Origin of the sequence: Streptomyces sp. MUM 2J (assembly GCF_022414535.1) — a bacterium.
Taxonomy (GTDB): Bacteria; Actinomycetota; Actinomycetes; order Streptomycetales; family Streptomycetaceae; genus Streptomyces.
Genome location: NZ_JADWYM010000018.1, coordinates 72,793 through 88,797, shown reverse-complemented (window position 1 = coordinate 88,797; position 16,005 = coordinate 72,793). Strand labels below are relative to the sequence as shown.

Below are 16,005 nucleotides of genomic sequence, written 5' to 3'. Positions count from 1 at the left end.
GGCCGTCCCGGTGCACGGGGCGCGGGGTGTCAGCCGGGGTCGACGCGGGTCAGCCAGTCCCCGTGCCCACTGCCGGCGCAGTGGGTGACGGCCTCGTAGCTCTCGACGGCCCGGTTGGTCACCGGGCCGACGGTGCCGGATCCGATCGCCCTGCCGGACACCGCGAGGACGGGGACCACGCCCGTGCCGGTCGAGGAGAGGAAGACCTCGTCGGCGCTGAGCAGTTCCGCGGGGCTGAGGATGCGCTCCACGACCTCCAGGCCGGACTCCCGGCACAGCGTGATCACGGTGTCCCTGGTGATGCCGGGCAGAAGGTCGCCCGTGACGGGCGGAGTGACGATGCGTCCGCCGAGCACGGCGAACACGTTCGAGGTGCTGGCTTCGGCGACGTTGCCGGCGGCGTCGAGGAGGATCGCATCGTCGAGCCCTGCGGCACGGGCCTCGTCGGCGGCCAGGGCGCTGGTCACGTAGCCACCGACGATCTTGGCCTGGACCGGCAGCGCGTCCCGCCGCGGACGGCGCCAGGAGCTGATCGAGCAGCGCACCCCGCTGCCGTGTCGCTGCGTGGGGAACGTGTACGTGACGATGGACAGGGCGTCGGACACGCCGGCCAGGGACACTCCGGGTGCCGTTCCCGGCAGCAGGGAGAGCTTGTAGGCCAGCGGGCGTACGTAGGTGTCCGTGTCGTGGCCGTTGCGCCGCACCAGATCGACCGTGATGCCGATGAGGTCGTCCACCGTCTCCGTCACGGTGATCCGCAGTGCGCGACACGCACGGAGCATGCGCTCGTAGTGCTCGCGGGCCCGGAACAGGTGGAGCCCGTCGTCCGAGCGGTACGCCCGGATCCCCTCGAACGTACCCGTCCCGTAGTGCAGGCACTGGGTGGCCAGCGGCAGTACCGGGTCGGCCGCCGGCACCAGCCGCCCGCGGTCATAGGCCCAGGTACCGGCCCCGAAGGCCGGCACGGCAGCCTCACTCTGAGTGCTCATCACTTCCTCGTCGCCGCGATGCGCTCGGCCGCCCCGTTCTCCTGCGACCGCCCGGTCCGCACGTCCACGACGCGCGCCGCCTTCCAGCTCACCATCGCCCCGGTGCTGGTGATGGCACCCGGGGTGCCGGTCTGGACGGTCAGTGGGGTGTCCAGCGTGTCCAGACATGCCCCCACGGCGCGTTCCAGGCCCGCGTGCACAGCAGCAGGGTCGGTCTGCAGGGTCAGGGAGAGCCGGTCCTGTCCGGCGTCATCGCGGTCCACGCTGATCTGGTAGTCGAGGTAGCCCCGGAAGGAACGCAGCAGCAGGTCCTCCAGGTCGTATCCGTTGACGAGACGGCCGTTGAGGGAGAGCCGGTCGCGTGTGCGCCCCACTGCCTGAACCGCCGGAGCGGGCACGGCGGCGCCGGGTCCGGGTTCGGTCATCCTCACGAGGTCGCCGGTGCGGTACCGGACAAGCGGCTTCGCTCCCGCGTAGAGGTTCGTGACGACGAGTTCGCCGTACCGCACGCCCGCCCGGTCGGGCGCCACCGGTTCGAGCGTGTCCGGATCGATCACCTCGTAGTGGTTGATCAGAGGCGCGGTCCGCAGGGACCCGTCCGACACGGCCGCCGCGAGCACCGATGCCTCCTGAGAGGCGTACAGGGCGTTGTGCACCTCGGCGCCCCAGAGCGTGCCGATGTTCTCCAGCAGGCTCGGTGACATCAACTCGCCCGTCAGCATCAGGACGTCGAGGGAGAAGTCCTCCCGGGGGCGCAGGCCCGCCTCCGTGGCCTTCTGCGCGAGGCGCATCGCCATCCCGGGGGTGCAGAACAGGCCCGTGACCGGGAGGAGGCGCATGACCTCCAGAGCCCGGTCGAAGCCGATCACCGGGGAGTGCGGCCACATCTTGGCCACCGTGTGGCCGAGGTTGCGGCACACGTCCCCGAAGGTGTCTCCGGTGGAGTGCAGTTCGCTCGGCCCGGAGATCCCGATGACCTGCCGGTCGCCGTACGGCGCGAGGACGTCGCGGTAGTACGCGGTGAGAGCGGTGTTGTTGTGGATGGTGTCGGCGTTGGTGCGCGGGCACGGGGTGGCGACACCTGTCGTGCCGGTGGTCTCGTAGAAGGTCCAGGCCTCCCAGACCGGCCGCGACAGCATGTCGAACTGGGCTTTGCGCAGGTGGTCCTTGGTGGTGAACGGAAGACGCGACAGGTCCTCGATCCGCAGCCCGGCAGCTTCCTCGTCGCCGAGTGCCGCCAGATGCCGGCGGTAGAAGGGTGAGTTGGCGCGCGCATACGCGACCACCTCGCGCAGCCTTCCGGTTTGGTGCGCCGCCAGTTCCGCGGCGTCCCACCGTCCGGTGAGGAACGCCTCGAACTGGTCGCGCAGCCGGACCGTCAGGGCCGCGGCTTCCGGATCGTAGTGCGTGAACACACGAGCCTCCAAGGGGGGCGTATTTCGCGAGGAACGGCGGGAGGGGTCAGTCGTCGGCCAGGTCGACGACCACCCAGTCGGAGATCTCCCGCCACTTCTGCACCGACTGCTGGTGGAACGCGTTGGTCTGGTACTTCTCCAGCGCGCTGAGGTCCGGCAGTACGCCGATGACGGCGAAGTCATAGGCGATGTCGCGGTCAACCGTGTTCCAGCCGACGCGCCAGGCGAGGAGTTCGGGGACGTGACGACCGACGTCCCGGGCGAACTTCTCGGCCTCGACCACGGACGGCGAGGTACGCCCGATTCCGTCCTTGAGCCTGAAAAGAGCAATATGCGTGATCACCGTTTCCCTTCCCGCCGAACCGCCGGCGCCCCTCACGAAACCTCAGCGCCATTCAAGGGACAGACACGGGTGGGACGCGATGTGTTCGGCCTTTCGACAATCCCAGGCGTGCGATGTCTTTCCGGGTCGATCCTGCCCATGTCCTCGGCGACGTTCAATCACAGGTTTCCGATGGTGTGTATCGAATAACCGGGTAGTCGCGCAGGGTCCGCCGACCATTATGCGGTGATACGGTGCGGGCGCCACTTCACTCCGTACCGCGCCCCGTGCCCCCAAGGTGCTCAGAAGTCAGGTAATTCCTTTGCAATGACTCCCTTCTGACGGGCGGAGACACCAGCCGACCTATTCCGGAGCCTGTCTATGACGTCCGATCTGCTGCCGATCAGCCGTATCCCCCGCACCGGCCTGCCCGCGCATGCCGTGGTGGTCGGCGCTCCGGAACGCGCCGTTGACGCCGCCGCGCTGCTGGAGGACCGGGTGCAGGTGGCGCAGCACCGGGAGTACCTCACGTTCACGGGCACATGGCAGGGCCTGCCGGTCGTCGTGGCGTCCCACGGCGTCGGTGCGCCCGGGGCCGTCCTGCTGTTCCAGGAGCTGGCCGACGCGGGGGTGCGCACGATCCTGCGGCTGGGCACGGCGGGTGCCATGCAGGCCGGCATCGAGGACGGCAGTCTGGTGATCGCCCAGGCCGCGGTACGCGACGACGGTGTGTCACACCAGCTGCTGCCCCCGGAGTACCCGGCGTTCGCCGCGCCGGAGACCGTGCTCGCCCTGCAGGAGGCGGCGGAGCAGGCGGGAGTGCCGTACCACCGCGGTGTGGTCTGGACACGGGCCGCGTTCCAGCCGGGCTGGCTGGACCTGCCGGGTGACACCTACGTACGCGCCGGGGTCGCGGCCATCGAGATGGAGCTGTCCGCCCTCATGGTGCTGGCCTCCGCTCGCGGTCTGGTGGCCGGCGGCGCTCTCGTCGTGGACGGCGCCAACGCCGATGATCTCGTTGACGTCGAGGCGACCGGCGGCTACGACCCGCACCGGAAGGTGGTCACCGACGGAGTGGCCCGGGGGGTCCGGGTGTCGTTGGACGCGCTGTGCCTGCTGGCGAAGGAGGACGGGCGGTGACCGCGGAACGCGAGGGCTGCGTCGACCTGCTCGTCCACGGCGGCGATGTCCTCACCGTCGACGCGGCGGGCACCGTGGTCGAGAACGGCGCGGTGGCCGTACGGGACGGCGTGATAGCGGCCGTGGGGACGGCCGCCGAGCTGCGTGCCCGGTTCCGAGCCGACGAGGAGATCGACGCCGGCTGCTGCCTGGTGCTGCCGGGGCTGATCAACGCCCACACACACCTGGCGATGAACCTGCTGCGCGGCCGCGCCGACGACGTGACCCTCCAGGAGTTCCTGGCCCGGGTGATCCCGGCGGAGGCCGAGCTGCTGTCCCCACGCGCCGTCGCGGCGGCCGTCCGGGTAGCGGCGGCGGAGAGCATCCGCGCCGGAGTCACCACCGCGCTGGACATGTTCTGGTACCACGAGGCCGCCGAGGAAGCCCTGGAGCCGACCGGCTGGCGCCTGCTCACCGGACCGACGTTCATGGACGTGCCCGACCCGCCCGACCGCCGGGACTACCGGGGCCGGGCCGACTGGGCGCGCGCCTGCCTGACCGCCCGCCGCCCGGTCCGGCCGGGCACACGGCCCGTGGTCTTCGCCCACAGCGCCTACACCCTCTCCCCCGATCAGCTCACGGACATCGCCGGGCTGGCGCGCCGGCACGGCGCGCTGCTGCACCTGCACGCCGCCGAGAACGCGGCCGAGACGGCCTCCGTCGTCGCCGCACACGGCAGGCGACCGGTCGAACTGCTCGCGTCCCTGGGCCTGCTGGGACCGGACGTGCTCCTCGCCCATGCGGTCGATCTCACCGACGGCGAGGTGGCGGCGCTGGCCCGTGCGGGGACGGCCGTGGTGCACTGTCCGGTGTCCAATCTGAAGCTGGGCTGCGGGATCGCACCGGTGCCCGAGCTGCTGCGCCGGGGGGTCACCGTCGGGCTGGGCACCGACGGAGCCGTCAGCTCCAACACCCTGGACCTGCTGGCCGCGGTACGGATGGCGTCGCTCGTGCACAAGTCGGGCGGCGATCCGACCCGCGTTCCCGCCCGGCAGGCCGTGCGGATGGCGACCGTCGAGTCGGCCCGAGCGCTCGGTCTGGCCCACGAACTGGGATCGCTGGAACAGGGCAAGCGCGCCGATCTGGTCGTACTCGACCTCGACCGGCCTCATCTGGTGCCACGCCACGACCCCTGGTCGGTGCTCGGCTACGCGGCCTCGGCGGCGGACGTCCGGGATACGGTGGTGGACGGCAGGGTCCTGATGCGCGACCGCCGTCTGCTGACCATCGATGAACGCGCCGCGCTCGACGAGCTGAACGCCCTGGCCTGACGGCTCCCGACCGCCGGACATCGCCGTGGCCGCGTTCGGCCCGGGCACCGGCGACCGGAGGGCGGGCGGCACGCAGCCGCTGCGATCCGGACTTGCCGGGTGGTGGGCGGGTGCCGCTGCCGGCGGCGTGCGGACGGTGCCGCACGACACCCCGGACGCCCGGGACCACCGGGGTGAGTGGTCCCGGGCGGGGCGGGCGCGGCGGGTGCCGTGCTCCGCCCCCTCGCGGCGCACCGCGCGGGTCCCGGTGTCAGGGCAGGTGGACCGTCACGCTGTCTCCCGGAGCGACCGGCCACTTCTCAAGGAAGTTGCCCTGGTTGAGCCCCAGGGCCAGCTTGCCCCGGCTGCTGAGGTACAGCAGCGGCTCGGTCTTCTCCACCTCGCCGAACGTGCTGCAGAAGGGGAGTTCGAGGATGGTGCCGCCGGCGCCCCCGAGTTCGATCTTGATGCGCTGGCCCTGCTGCGGACGGCCGGTCAGCAGCTCGCTGGGCACGTTCGTCCAGACGTTGCCGAAGTTCCGGTCGATGCGCACGATCTCGCCGCGGATGACGCCCTCTTCGCTGGTCGGCCTGGTGTAGGGGAGGCGCACGATCCGGTCGAGCTCGATCTGCGGGCCGACGGCACCGATGTTCGTGTCCGCCGCGAGATGCGCCGCGCACGCGGCGACGATGTCCTTGCCGTACCAGGTGGGGGTGACCGGCGTGTTCATCACGTCGGACGACGTGACCTCGTAGGCCTCCACCGCCGGAGACGCCTCCAGTGCGAAGCTGAGCAGTCCGTTGTTGGGGCCGACGAGGTACTGGCCCTTCTGGTTGCGGACCACGACGGTCGAGGTGTCCGTCCCGGTCTCGGGGTAGACATAGGCGCAGATGACGGTGGACTCCGGGAACGAGTCGGGCACGTCGGCGAGGAAGAGCGCGCCCTCACGGACGTCGAACGGGGTGACGGCGTGGGTGATGTCGACGATGTTCGCCGTCGGGGCGATGCTGTACATCACCCCCTTGCACAGGGCGTGTGCCTCGTCGTGGGAGCCGATGTCGGAAAGGAAAGCGATGAGACGCTGCTGCATGGACTGACCTCCGCTTCGCCGGTCGGGGACCGACCTCGGTGGGAATACCCCTCGTGCGGACGCACGGGACCGCACGCGTGACGGGGCAGGGAGTGTTCAAGGGCGGGCCGGCGCGGCCGTCGCGGCCCGCGGCCGGCCGCCCTGCGGTCATCCGTAGACGATGACCGCCTCGGCCACGCAGGCAGGACGGTCCGACCCGCGCAGCTCGGCAGTGATCTTGAAGGTGGCCTCGACACCCGAGGGCCGCGCTCTGGCTCCGATCAGGTCGACTCGGCCGCGGAGAGCGCTGCCGACCGGTACGGGGGCCGGAAAACGCACCTTGTTGAGGCCGTAGTTCACCATCGTGGTGGACTCCTCGACGACGACCGTCTCACGGAGAAACGCCGGGATCAGCGAGACCGTGAGAAAGCCGTGAGCGACAGGGGTCCCGAACGGCCCGGCCTTTGCCCGCTCCGGGTCGACGTGAATCCACTGGTGATCCCCGGTGGCGGCTGCGAAGGCGTTCACCTGCCGCTGGTCCACCACCTGCCAACCGGTCGTTCCCATCGCTTTCCCGACCAGGTCGAGCAGTTCCCCCGGGGAGTGCATACGCGTGGCCATCCGTCAGCCCTTCCTCTCGGTCATTGTGCGAGATAGCCGCCGTCGACGGGCAGCACGGCACCCGTGATGAACGACGCTTCGTCCGAGGCGAGAAAACCGATGGCGGCGGCCACTTCGGCCGGATCACCGAGCCGGGCGAGTGGGTGCAACTTCTCGATGTCGCGCAGGTATTCGGGTCCGCCCGGTTCGGATTCCAGCCGCCGCACGCGGTCGGTCCGAATCGTCCCCGGGGCCACCGCGTTGACCCGGACGCCCTGGTGAGCGCATTCGACCGCGAGGTGCTTGGCGAGTCCCGACGCCACGAACTTGGCGGGCCCGTAAGTGCTCTGCCCCCGCTGGCCGGCGACGCCGGAGATGGAGGACAGGCACACGATGGAACCACCGGTCCCCGCCATCGCCTGGACCGCGTACTTGCAGGTCAGGAACATGCCCTTGCCATCGACGTCCATGACGTGGTCCCAGTCCTCCACGGTCGCCTCGGTGATCTCCAGCAGCGGGATCACCCCGGCGTTGGCGACCGCCACGTCCAGCCGGCCGTATCGCTCGACCGCCGTACGGATCAGCCTCTGCACATCGCCGGGAGCGGAGACGTCCCCGGTGAGTGACGTCACCTCGGCCCCGGCGCCCGCCAGTTCGGCACGGAGTTTCTCCAGTGCTTCCGCGTCCACGTCACCGATCACGAGACGGGCGCCCTCACGGGCGAACCACTCGGCCGTCGCACGACCGATTCCGTGCGCCGCACCCGTGATGACACTGGACTTCCCCAGCAGACGTCCGCGAGTGTGCGTGCATTCCATTTCCACCCCCTTCATCGACTCGACGGCCCCGCAGCTGCCGTTTCCGAGCGCAGCGGATGCCGATTCCGGGCGTAGCGGTGCCGACCGCGGCCCATCGATCTGCCGTCCATGCTAGGGCGGCGACCTCCACGTTCCGACCCACCAAGGTCGTAGGGAAAATACAACCTTCGGCAGATGCCTCTTCCGCTCGGTTCGGCGAGGCTCAGAGCTCCTTTCAGAAACCCGATGACCGTCTCCCGCCGGTATGCGCAGGCTCGAAGCATCCGGCGGGAAGGACGACGGACGCGTCAGGAGCGAAGGACCTCAACCATGATTCTGCTGTTCATCGGTGACATCGTCGGAGACGCGGCATCGAGATACGTCGCCGACCGCCTGCCAGGACTTCGCACGGAGCACAACGTGGATTTCGTCGTGGCCAATGCCGAGAACTGCGCCGCCAACGGCCTGGGAATGGGAGCCGCGCAGGTCGAGCTCCTCCTGGCGAGCGGGGTGGATGTCATCACGGGTGGAAACCACTCATGGGACAGCGAGGAGTCCGTGGACCTCCTCGCACTTCCCCGCGTGGTCCGGCCCGCCAACGTGGACGACGGCGTGCCGGGAAGGGGGATCGTCCATGTGCCTGTCGGAGACGAGACGGTGACGGTGGTCAACCTGGCCGACGACTGTGCGATGCATTCGGTCAAGGCAACCGCCGGGAAGGTCTTCCCCGCCTACCGGGCCTGGGCCATGGCCGACCGCCGCGGCACCACGATCGTCGACTACCACGGCGATCACGTGCTGGAGAAGCAGATCTTCGCACACGCGGTCGACGGCGAGGCGACCGCGGTGATGGGCACGCACACCCACGAGGCGACCGAGCGGCTGCGGCTGCTGCCACGCCGCACCGCGTTCGTCACCGAGGTGGGGATGACAGGGCCGGACGACGGCGTACAGGGGTTCACACCGGCCAACCTGGTGAACGGCCTGCGCACCGCAGGGAACCCGTTCGCCGGGGACATGCCCGACGTGTTCGACGGACCGATGGTGTTCGGCGCGGTTCTTCTGGAGATCGCCGACGGCGCCACCACGGCCATGCAGAGGATTCGGTGAGACACATGCCCGACGAGGACCCCCGGTCCGTGCCTGCCACACCGGTCGCCCCGTTCATGCCGGCGGGCCATGCCGTGGTCGACCTGTCGGTGACCGTGGCCGAGGACCTGCCCTGCTACTGGGAGGGCCATCAGCCGTTCCAGCACAAGACGTGGAACTGGTTCGTCGACCGCATCGACGCTGCGGCTCCGGTACGCAGCCGCGGCGGGCCGTACGCGACGCGCTGGATGGCCATCGACGAGCACACCGGCACCCACTTCGACGCTCCCCTGCACTTCGTGCCCCCGCCCGGGTCCGGTCTGCCCGGCGCCGGACCGGCGGGCGCCATCTCCGCGGAGAAGGTCGAACTCGGCACACTCATGGGCGGCGCCGCGGTCATCGACGTGGAGCACCTGAACGTACCGGACGGCCGGGGCGAGAAGGGGGTGAGCCCGCTCGTCGGGCCCGACACGATCACCGCTTGGGAGACGCGCCACGGGAGGCTGACGGCGGGGGATGTCGTCCTGCTCCGCACCGGCTGGGACGCGCACTACCGGCGGGGCGGGGAAGGCGACGGCTATCTCCGCGACGTCCTGGCCCGGCGGAGGGCGGCCTGGCCCGCGCCCTCGCCGGAGGCGGTGCGGCTCCTGCTGGGCCGCGGTGTGCGCTGCGTCGGGATCGACGCCCCGTCCATCGGTGCCGCGCACGACCCCGTCCCGGTCCATGTCACCGGCCTGCGCGAGGCCATGGTGTTCATCGAGTGTCTTGCGGCGCTCGACCGGCTCCCACCCCGCGGGGCGTGGTTCTGCTTCCTGCCCCTCAAGGTGGAGGGTGGCACCGGCGCCCCGGGGCGGGCCGTCGCCCTGGTGCCGGAGGGCACGGTCCCGCCGGCACACGGGGGTGGCGGTGCTGCGCCGCAGCCGTGACCCCGGCGCGCGGGTCAGGCCACCCTGCCCAGGAGCAGCCCCATGGCGGCGGCCTTGTTGATGGCAGCCATCCTGGACCGGACGTCGAGTTTCAGATACGCGTTCGACAGGTGTCGCTTGACCGTGCCCTCCGAGATGTGGAGGCGGCCGGCGATCTGCGCGTTGCTCAGGCCGGCGGCAACCAGTTCGATCACTTCGAGTTCCCGGCCGGAAAGGGGGCTCGCGACAGGTCTGGCCAACTGCTCCAGCACACCCCTCGGCATGGACAGGACCGCGCGGTCCGTACTGCGGCCGACGGTGCGCACGACCGCGAGCAACTCCTCCCGTGTCGAGTTCTTCGAGATGTATCCCCAAGCCCCCATGGAGAGGTATCTGCGTGCCGTGCGGACCGTCTCGTGCAGCGCCAGGATGACCAGACGCGATTCGCCCGGTCCGGCGGTGAGCCGCGCCACGAGCTCTTCCATTCCGTCCCCCGGTGTCCCGCTGCCCAGCAGCACCACGTCGGGACGGCTCCGGTGGACCTGGGCGACCGCGTCGAGCCCGCTCGCTGCCCGCCCGACCACGCACAGGTCGGGTTCCCGGTCGCAGATCTCCGCCATTCCCTCCCGGAAGAGGACGTTGTCGTCGATGATGAAGAGCCGAGTGGTGAGTTGCCCGGGGGTGTCCATCAGCGGCCTCGTCCACAAGCGGGTCGAGCCCGCTCCCACTCGGCGGTAATCCCCTCGGAAACATTCCGAACCATAGACATGCGCACCGATTGATCGCCTCTCACTTGCAGCATTCCCGTGAACCGGAGACCCCGGCACGTACCGAAGCGGTGCTCGCACTGTAGCACTCGGCCAATCGTTCCCAACTGAACTGCTCCATAAGACTATTCGATCCACAGCATCGGAACTGTGCGGTTGAGCGACACGGAGGGCCGGGGCAGGATCGTTCGGAATAGATCAGACCAGGCATTGGCCGGCATCTGTGTCACATGGTTCTTTTCGCGACGCTGGTTTCCCTCCGCCTGGCGGAGCAATTCCGCCCGCTTTTCCGGGAAGCAGCAAACCGAAGGAGTGTCATTGTCCACGCATGATCAGGCGGGCGCGTTTACGCTGGACCATCGGTATCTCTGCCAGGACGGTACCGTCTACCTCACGGGTGTGCAGGCCCTGGTGCGCGTGCTGCTCGACCGTGTCAGGCACGACCGCCGCAGCAGCCGGGACACGGCGGTCCTCGTGTCCGGGTACGAAGGGTCGCCACTGGCCGGCTTCGACCTGGAACTCGGCCGCCGAGCACGGCTTCTGACGCAGCACAACGTGGTCCACCGGCCGGCGGTGAACGAGGAACTCGGGGCGACCGCCGTCTTCGGCAGCCAGCTCGTCGCCTCCGCCGGCGCCCGGCGCCCGGGCGGGGTCGTCGGCATCTGGTACGGCAAGGCGCCCGGGCTCGACCGCGCGGGCGACGCGCTCCGCCACGCGAACTTCGCGGGCACCCATCCCGGCGGAGGCGCCGTCGCCCTCGTCGGTGACGACCCCGGCGCCAAGTCCTCCACCGTCCCGAGCGCGTCGGAGGGCGCCCTGGCCGATCTCGCCATGCCCGTCTTCTCCCCCGCCGATTCCCAGGACGTGCTCCATCACGGTCTGCACGCGGTGGAGTTGTCGCGGGCCAGCGGACTGTGGACCGCCATGAAGGTGGTCACCAACGTCGCCGACGCGGCCGGCACGGCCGTCGTCGCCGGAGAGTGGACACCTCCGGCACTGAACGGCGCGTACCGGCACGAGCCCACGTCCCGGCTGCTCGGCACCGACCTCGCCCGGCTGGAGCAGAGCCTGTACGACGTGCGCCTGCCCCTGGCCGTGCAGTACATCCGGGCGGCCCGGCTCAACAGCGTCGACGAACACGCCGGGGACCGGATCGGCATCGTCGCCGCGGGCAAGTCGTATCTGGACGTTCTGGAGGCCCTGCGCCGGCTGGGCATGGATCAGGAGGCACTGGAGCGCCACGGCGTACGCCTGTTGAGGCTCGGCGTCATCCATCCTCTGGAGCCGGAGATCGTCAGGAGGTTCGCTTCCGGACTGCGCGAGATCGTGGTGGTCGAGGAGAAGCGGGCCTTCCTGGAGTCCGCACTCAAGCAGATCCTGTACGGCGACGGCTCGGCACCGGCGGTGCACGGCAAGACCGACCCCGCCGGCCGTACCCTCTTCACCGCGCTGGGCGAGCTGACGCCGGAGAGCATCGCGGCCGGACTCGCCCGCAGGCTGTCGGCGCACGGCCCGTGCGAACCCGTGGAGGCCTGGCGTGCCCGCCCGCGCCGGGAGCGCATCGACCTGCCGCTGATCACCCGCACCCCGTACTTCTGCTCCGGCTGTCCCCACAACTCGTCGACGAAGGCGCCCTCCGCGACACTGGCGGCGGGCGGCACCGGGTGCTCCACCATGACCTTCTTCATGGATCCCGAGCGGGTCGGTGACATCATCGGCGTCACGCAGATGGGTGGCGAGGGGGCCCAGTGGATCGGCATGGCGCCCTTCGTGGACGCCGACCACTTCGTCCAGAACGTCGGCGACGGCACCTTCCACCACTCCGCCAGCCTGGCCGTGCGGGCGGCGGTGGCAGCGGGCGTGAACATCACCTACAAGATCCTCTACAACTCTTCGGTGGCGATGACCGGGGGCCAGGACGCCGTCGGGGCGCTTCCCGTGGAGAAGGTGGCGGCCCTGCTGCTCACCGAGGGGGTGGCTAAGGTGATCGTCACGACGGACGACCCGCGCCGGCTCAGACGCACCGGGATGCCCAGGGGGGTGAAGGTGCGCCACCGCGACGAACTGCTGCGCAGCCAGACCGAACTCGCGTCGGTCCCCGGGGTCACGGTGCTCATCCACGACCAGGAGTGCGCGGCGGCCCGGCGCCGCAAGCGCCGCCGAGGCACCCAGGCCACTCCCGCCGCCAAGGTGTTCATCAACGAGCGGGTGTGCGAGGGGTGCGGCGACTGCGGCACCCGGTCCAACTGCCTCTCCGTCCAACCGGTGGACACCGCCTTCGGCCGCAAGACGCGGATCCACCAGTCCTCGTGCAACGTCGACTACGCCTGCCTGGCCGGACGGTGCCCGTCGTTCCTGACCGTGGTGCCGGGCGGCCGGCCCCGGCCCGAGGTCCCGCCACTGGCTGAAGCGGATCTGCCGGAGCCCACCCGCGTCGTGCCGTCCGACTTCGCCACCCGCATCACCGGTATCGGCGGCACCGGTGTGGTGACGGTCGCGCAGATCCTCGCCACCGCGGCCGTGATCGAGGGCCGGCACGTACGTGCCCTCGACCAGACCGGACTCGCCCAGAAGGGCGGTGCGGTGGTCTCCGACGTGCGGGTCACCGCCGAGCCGGAGAGCCGGCCCGCCAGACTCGCGGGCGGGGAGTGCGATCTGTACCTGGCCACCGACCTGCTCGTCGCGGCCGACCCGGCCCATCTGGGCACCGTCGGCACCGGGCGGACCGTGGCCGTCGTATCGACCTCCGAGGTGCCCACGGGCCAGATGATCGGGGATGTGTCCGCACGGTTCCCGGATGCACAGGCCCTGTGCTCATCACTCGAAAGGGCCGTCGCCGAGGCGCGCTTCCTCGACGCGCGCGCTCTCGCGCGGGCGGTCTTCGGCGACGACCAGTTCGCCAACGTCCTCCAGCTCGGGGTCGCCTACCAGGCCGGGGCGGTCCCCGTCGAGGCGAGCAGCATCGAGCAGGCCATCCGCCTCAACGGTGTCGCCCCGGACGACAACATCCAGGCGTTCCGCCGCGGCCGGCAGTCCGTCTCCGATCCCGAGGCGCTGGAGAGGGCGACACGTCCGGCGGCGGAGCCACCGCCGCGGCCGGGCGGAGCCGCGGCCAAAGTGCGTGCGCTCGCCAAGGCGGAAGAGGGCTCGGAGCTGGCCGGGCTGCTGGATGTTCTGGTCACCGACCTCGCGGACTACCAGGACATCGGCTATGCCCGGGAGTTCGCCGAGTTCGTCGGGATGGTCAGCCGGTTCGAGGGCCGTGGAGGGCCGCTCACGGTGGCTGCCGCGCGCAGTATGCACAAGCTCATGGCCTACAAGGACGAGTACGAGGTCGCGCGGCTGTCGCTCGACGACCGGCTCAGGGCCGACATCGAGGCCCAGTTCGGCCCCGGGGCCCGATTCCACTACCGCTTGCAGCCGCCCGTGCTGACGGCGCTGGGCATCCGGCGCAAGATCGGCTTCGGACCGTGGTTCCGGGTCGTGTTGCGGGTTCTGCGGTCCATGCGGAGGCTGCGGGGCACGCGGCTGGACCCGTTCGGTCTTACGCGGGTGCGCAGGTTGGAGCGCCAGCTCATCGAGGAGTACCGGGAATCGGTGCGCACGGCGCTGCGGTCCGCCTCGGCGGAGGATCCCGCGCTGCTGGAACTCGTGTCCCTGCCGGAGACCGTGCGGGGCTACGACGAGGTCAAGCTGGCGAGTGCGGCCGCATACCGGGCACGGCGCGCGGAGCTGCTCGCGTCACTGGCCGGTCCCTTCCAGGCTGTGCCGTAGCAGTGGGGCCTGTGGCACCACGGTGGCCACCCTCCTTCTCGGTCGGCAGCCGACGGGGTTCCGGGACAGCGCGCCGATCGCCGTCCGCACACGCCCCGGCCCCGGTCCGCAGGCTTCGGACCGGAGGCGGCACGGGGTCGTCGGCTGTCTGGGGGTGGACCCCAGGCGCGGTCTGACGGAGTGCGGCCACAAAGCGCGTGGTTCTCTGACCCGGCGCGACGTCTGCCGGCATCTGAACACCTACGGAAAGGCGGGGCCGGTCATCGACGTTTTCCACCAGCGCCACGTGACCACCGTCCGGTGCCTCCCCCAAGGATGGCCGGTGACGGGTAAGCGCGAATCGGATGCCGGCTCCGTCCCAGGGGCATTGCGTGATGGGGGTTGGTCCGGTTCGCCGGTCTCTTGAGTGACATGGCGTCATGTCCGTTGTGCGGCACAGCGCCCGGAGCGCTGAGCAGGCACAGTGCTGGTGATCACGTGGTGGTCGAGACCCGTGAGAACCGAGCGGGACCGTGCCTGCCCGAACACCATCGCCCATCCCTTCCGCACTGGGGCAACCGGGCTCCCCGACTGATCCCCTCGGCTCAGGCGATGTCGCCGAGCTGCGGCGTTTCCCGAGCCTGGTCGCCGATCCCCGCGATGCGCGAGGACTGCGGTATCCGGCCCTCGCGTTGCTGTGCGCGGCCGTCTCGGCGGTGCTGACCGGGCCTCGCTCGCTCATCGCGATCAGCGAGTGGGGACGGATGCCCCGCAGCAAGTGCCGGGCGTCCTCGGCTTCGCTGCCGATCCACTGACCGGTCTGCGGCCGGTGCCGCACACCGCAACCGTGCGCCGTGTTGCGGGACGCGAAACGTCACTGGCGTGTATCACCTGTCCGATTCACCCGACAAGGAGAACCGACCCCATGCAGACTGTCCACCCCGACCTGTGGATCCGCCGCTTCCACTCGGCGGTCCCCGCGTCCCCCCGGCTCGTCTGCCTGCCGCACGCCGGTGGTGCGGCAAGCTTCTACATGCCGATGTCGAAAATGCTCTCGCCTGGCGTCGAAGTGCTCGCCATACAGTATCCGGGCCGACATGAACGGCTGTCGGAAAGGCGCCGGGAGACGGTCGCCGAGCTGGCCGACGAAATCACCCAGGTGATCCGGCCACTGACAGACCAACCGCTGTCTCTGTTCGGCCACAGTCTCGGCGCGACCGTGGCCTTCGAGGTCGCGCGGCGCATGGAAGCGGACGACATCGAGCTTGCGCATCTGTTCGTGTCGTCTCGGCGGGCCCCCGACCTCAATCGCAACGAGCATGTGTACGAGCGCGGTGACCAGGAACTCATCAAGCAGATCCGGTCGCTGTCCGGGACCGCGCCCGACGTCTTCGACGACCCCGACATGACCGCGAGGGTGCTCCCCGCGATCCGCAGTGACTACAAGGCCGCGGAGACCTACGTCTACGCGCCGGGGCCGAAACTCACCTGCCCGGTGACGGCGCTGATCGGCGACGCGGACCCGATGGTGTCGGCCGATGAAGTCACCGCCTGGAGCAAGCACACCGACGGCACCTTCGAGTTGCGCATCTGGCCGGGCGGGCACTTCTACCTGGACGCGCACGCAACGGAGGTCATCGCAGAGATTTCGGCCGCCATGGTGGCAACGCGTTCCACGTGATGGGGCAGACGTGTCGGTCCGTACGCCGGGCCGAGGTTGTCCCGGGGTCGGCGTCTTTGGCCTGGGGCCAGGCGGCTTCGCCTTCGTGCTCGGGCTGTGGAGACCTTGCCAAACCTCATCGTCCAGGTTAAGAAGGCACGTTCGCGTTCCCGCTCAACATGCGGGCACCGTGCATGTGAAACGGCGAGG

13 protein-coding genes are annotated in these 16,005 nt (G+C 70.2%); 6 read left to right on the top strand and 7 right to left on the bottom strand.

Annotated features, from left to right (window positions below; genetic code table 11):
- Positions 1 to 29: 29 nt before the first annotated feature.
- The 3 genes from ilvE to I3F54_RS16960 are packed head-to-tail and all read right to left on the bottom strand — an operon-like array spanning position 30 to position 2,747.
- Positions 30 to 989 (bottom strand): branched-chain-amino-acid transaminase, encoded by a 960-nt coding sequence (gene ilvE / locus I3F54_RS16970; protein WP_240119633.1) that lies wholly within the window; start codon positions 987 to 989, stop codon positions 30 to 32.
- Positions 989 to 2,404: a phenylacetate--CoA ligase family protein gene (locus tag I3F54_RS16965; protein WP_240119632.1), complete on the bottom strand. Its 1,416-nt coding sequence runs from the start codon at positions 2,402 to 2,404 to the stop codon at positions 989 to 991. Before I3F54_RS16965 ends, ilvE begins: the two co-directional genes overlap by 1 nt.
- Positions 2,405 to 2,450: 46 nt before the next feature.
- Positions 2,451 to 2,747 carry a Dabb family protein gene (locus I3F54_RS16960; protein WP_240119631.1) on the bottom strand — a complete coding sequence of 99 codons (297 nt, stop codon included), beginning with the start codon at positions 2,745 to 2,747 and terminating at the stop codon, positions 2,451 to 2,453.
- Between the two features lie 360 nt (positions 2,748 to 3,107).
- On the opposite strand from I3F54_RS16960, the gene I3F54_RS16955 reads away from it, so the two are divergent.
- Positions 3,108 to 3,866 carry a nucleoside phosphorylase gene (locus I3F54_RS16955; RefSeq protein WP_240119630.1) on the top strand — a complete coding sequence of 253 codons (759 nt, stop codon included), beginning with the start codon at positions 3,108 to 3,110 and terminating at the stop codon, positions 3,864 to 3,866.
- Positions 3,863 to 5,176, top strand: coding sequence for an amidohydrolase family protein (locus I3F54_RS16950; protein ID WP_240119629.1), 1,314 nt, complete (start codon positions 3,863 to 3,865; stop codon positions 5,174 to 5,176). The genes I3F54_RS16955 and I3F54_RS16950 overlap by 4 nt, the downstream gene beginning before the upstream one ends.
- Before the next feature lie 250 nt (positions 5,177 to 5,426).
- Here I3F54_RS16950 and I3F54_RS16945 read toward each other — a convergent pair whose 3' ends face one another.
- From I3F54_RS16945 to I3F54_RS16935, 3 genes are all read right to left on the bottom strand, one after another.
- Positions 5,427 to 6,245 carry an S-adenosyl-l-methionine hydroxide adenosyltransferase family protein gene (locus I3F54_RS16945; RefSeq protein WP_240119628.1) on the bottom strand — a complete coding sequence of 273 codons (819 nt, stop codon included), beginning with the start codon at positions 6,243 to 6,245 and terminating at the stop codon, positions 5,427 to 5,429.
- A 147-nt stretch (positions 6,246 to 6,392) separates the two neighbouring features.
- Positions 6,393 to 6,845 (bottom strand): MaoC family dehydratase, encoded by a 453-nt coding sequence (locus I3F54_RS16940; protein ID WP_240119627.1) that lies wholly within the window; start codon positions 6,843 to 6,845, stop codon positions 6,393 to 6,395.
- 20 nt (positions 6,846 to 6,865) lie between these two features.
- On the bottom strand, positions 6,866 to 7,642 hold the full coding sequence (locus I3F54_RS16935; RefSeq protein ID WP_240119626.1) for an SDR family NAD(P)-dependent oxidoreductase: 777 nt from the start codon (positions 7,640 to 7,642) through the stop codon (positions 6,866 to 6,868).
- Between the two features lie 309 nt (positions 7,643 to 7,951).
- Here I3F54_RS16935 and I3F54_RS16930 point away from each other — a divergent pair, with 309 nt between their 5' ends.
- Both I3F54_RS16930 and I3F54_RS16925 read left to right on the top strand, forming a co-directional pair.
- On the top strand, positions 7,952 to 8,731 hold the full coding sequence (locus tag I3F54_RS16930; RefSeq protein ID WP_240119625.1) for a YmdB family metallophosphoesterase: 780 nt from the start codon (positions 7,952 to 7,954) through the stop codon (positions 8,729 to 8,731).
- A 29-nt stretch (positions 8,732 to 8,760) separates the two neighbouring features.
- Complete coding sequence (locus I3F54_RS16925) at positions 8,761 to 9,636, top strand: cyclase family protein (protein WP_240119624.1); 876 nt, start codon at positions 8,761 to 8,763, stop codon at positions 9,634 to 9,636.
- Positions 9,637 to 9,650: 14 nt separating this feature from the next.
- Here I3F54_RS16925 and I3F54_RS16920 read toward each other — a convergent pair whose 3' ends face one another.
- Positions 9,651 to 10,304, bottom strand: coding sequence for a response regulator transcription factor (locus tag I3F54_RS16920; protein ID WP_240119623.1), 654 nt, complete (start codon positions 10,302 to 10,304; stop codon positions 9,651 to 9,653).
- A gap of 390 nt (positions 10,305 to 10,694) precedes the next feature.
- Here I3F54_RS16920 and I3F54_RS16915 point away from each other — a divergent pair, with 390 nt between their 5' ends.
- Entirely contained in the window at positions 10,695 to 14,156 is a 3,462-nt protein-coding gene (locus I3F54_RS16915) for an indolepyruvate ferredoxin oxidoreductase family protein (protein ID WP_374205932.1), read from the top strand.
- Between the two features lie 904 nt (positions 14,157 to 15,060).
- On the top strand, positions 15,061 to 15,816 hold the full coding sequence (locus I3F54_RS16910; RefSeq protein ID WP_240119621.1) for a thioesterase II family protein: 756 nt from the start codon (positions 15,061 to 15,063) through the stop codon (positions 15,814 to 15,816).
- Positions 15,817 to 16,005 lie beyond the last annotated feature (189 nt).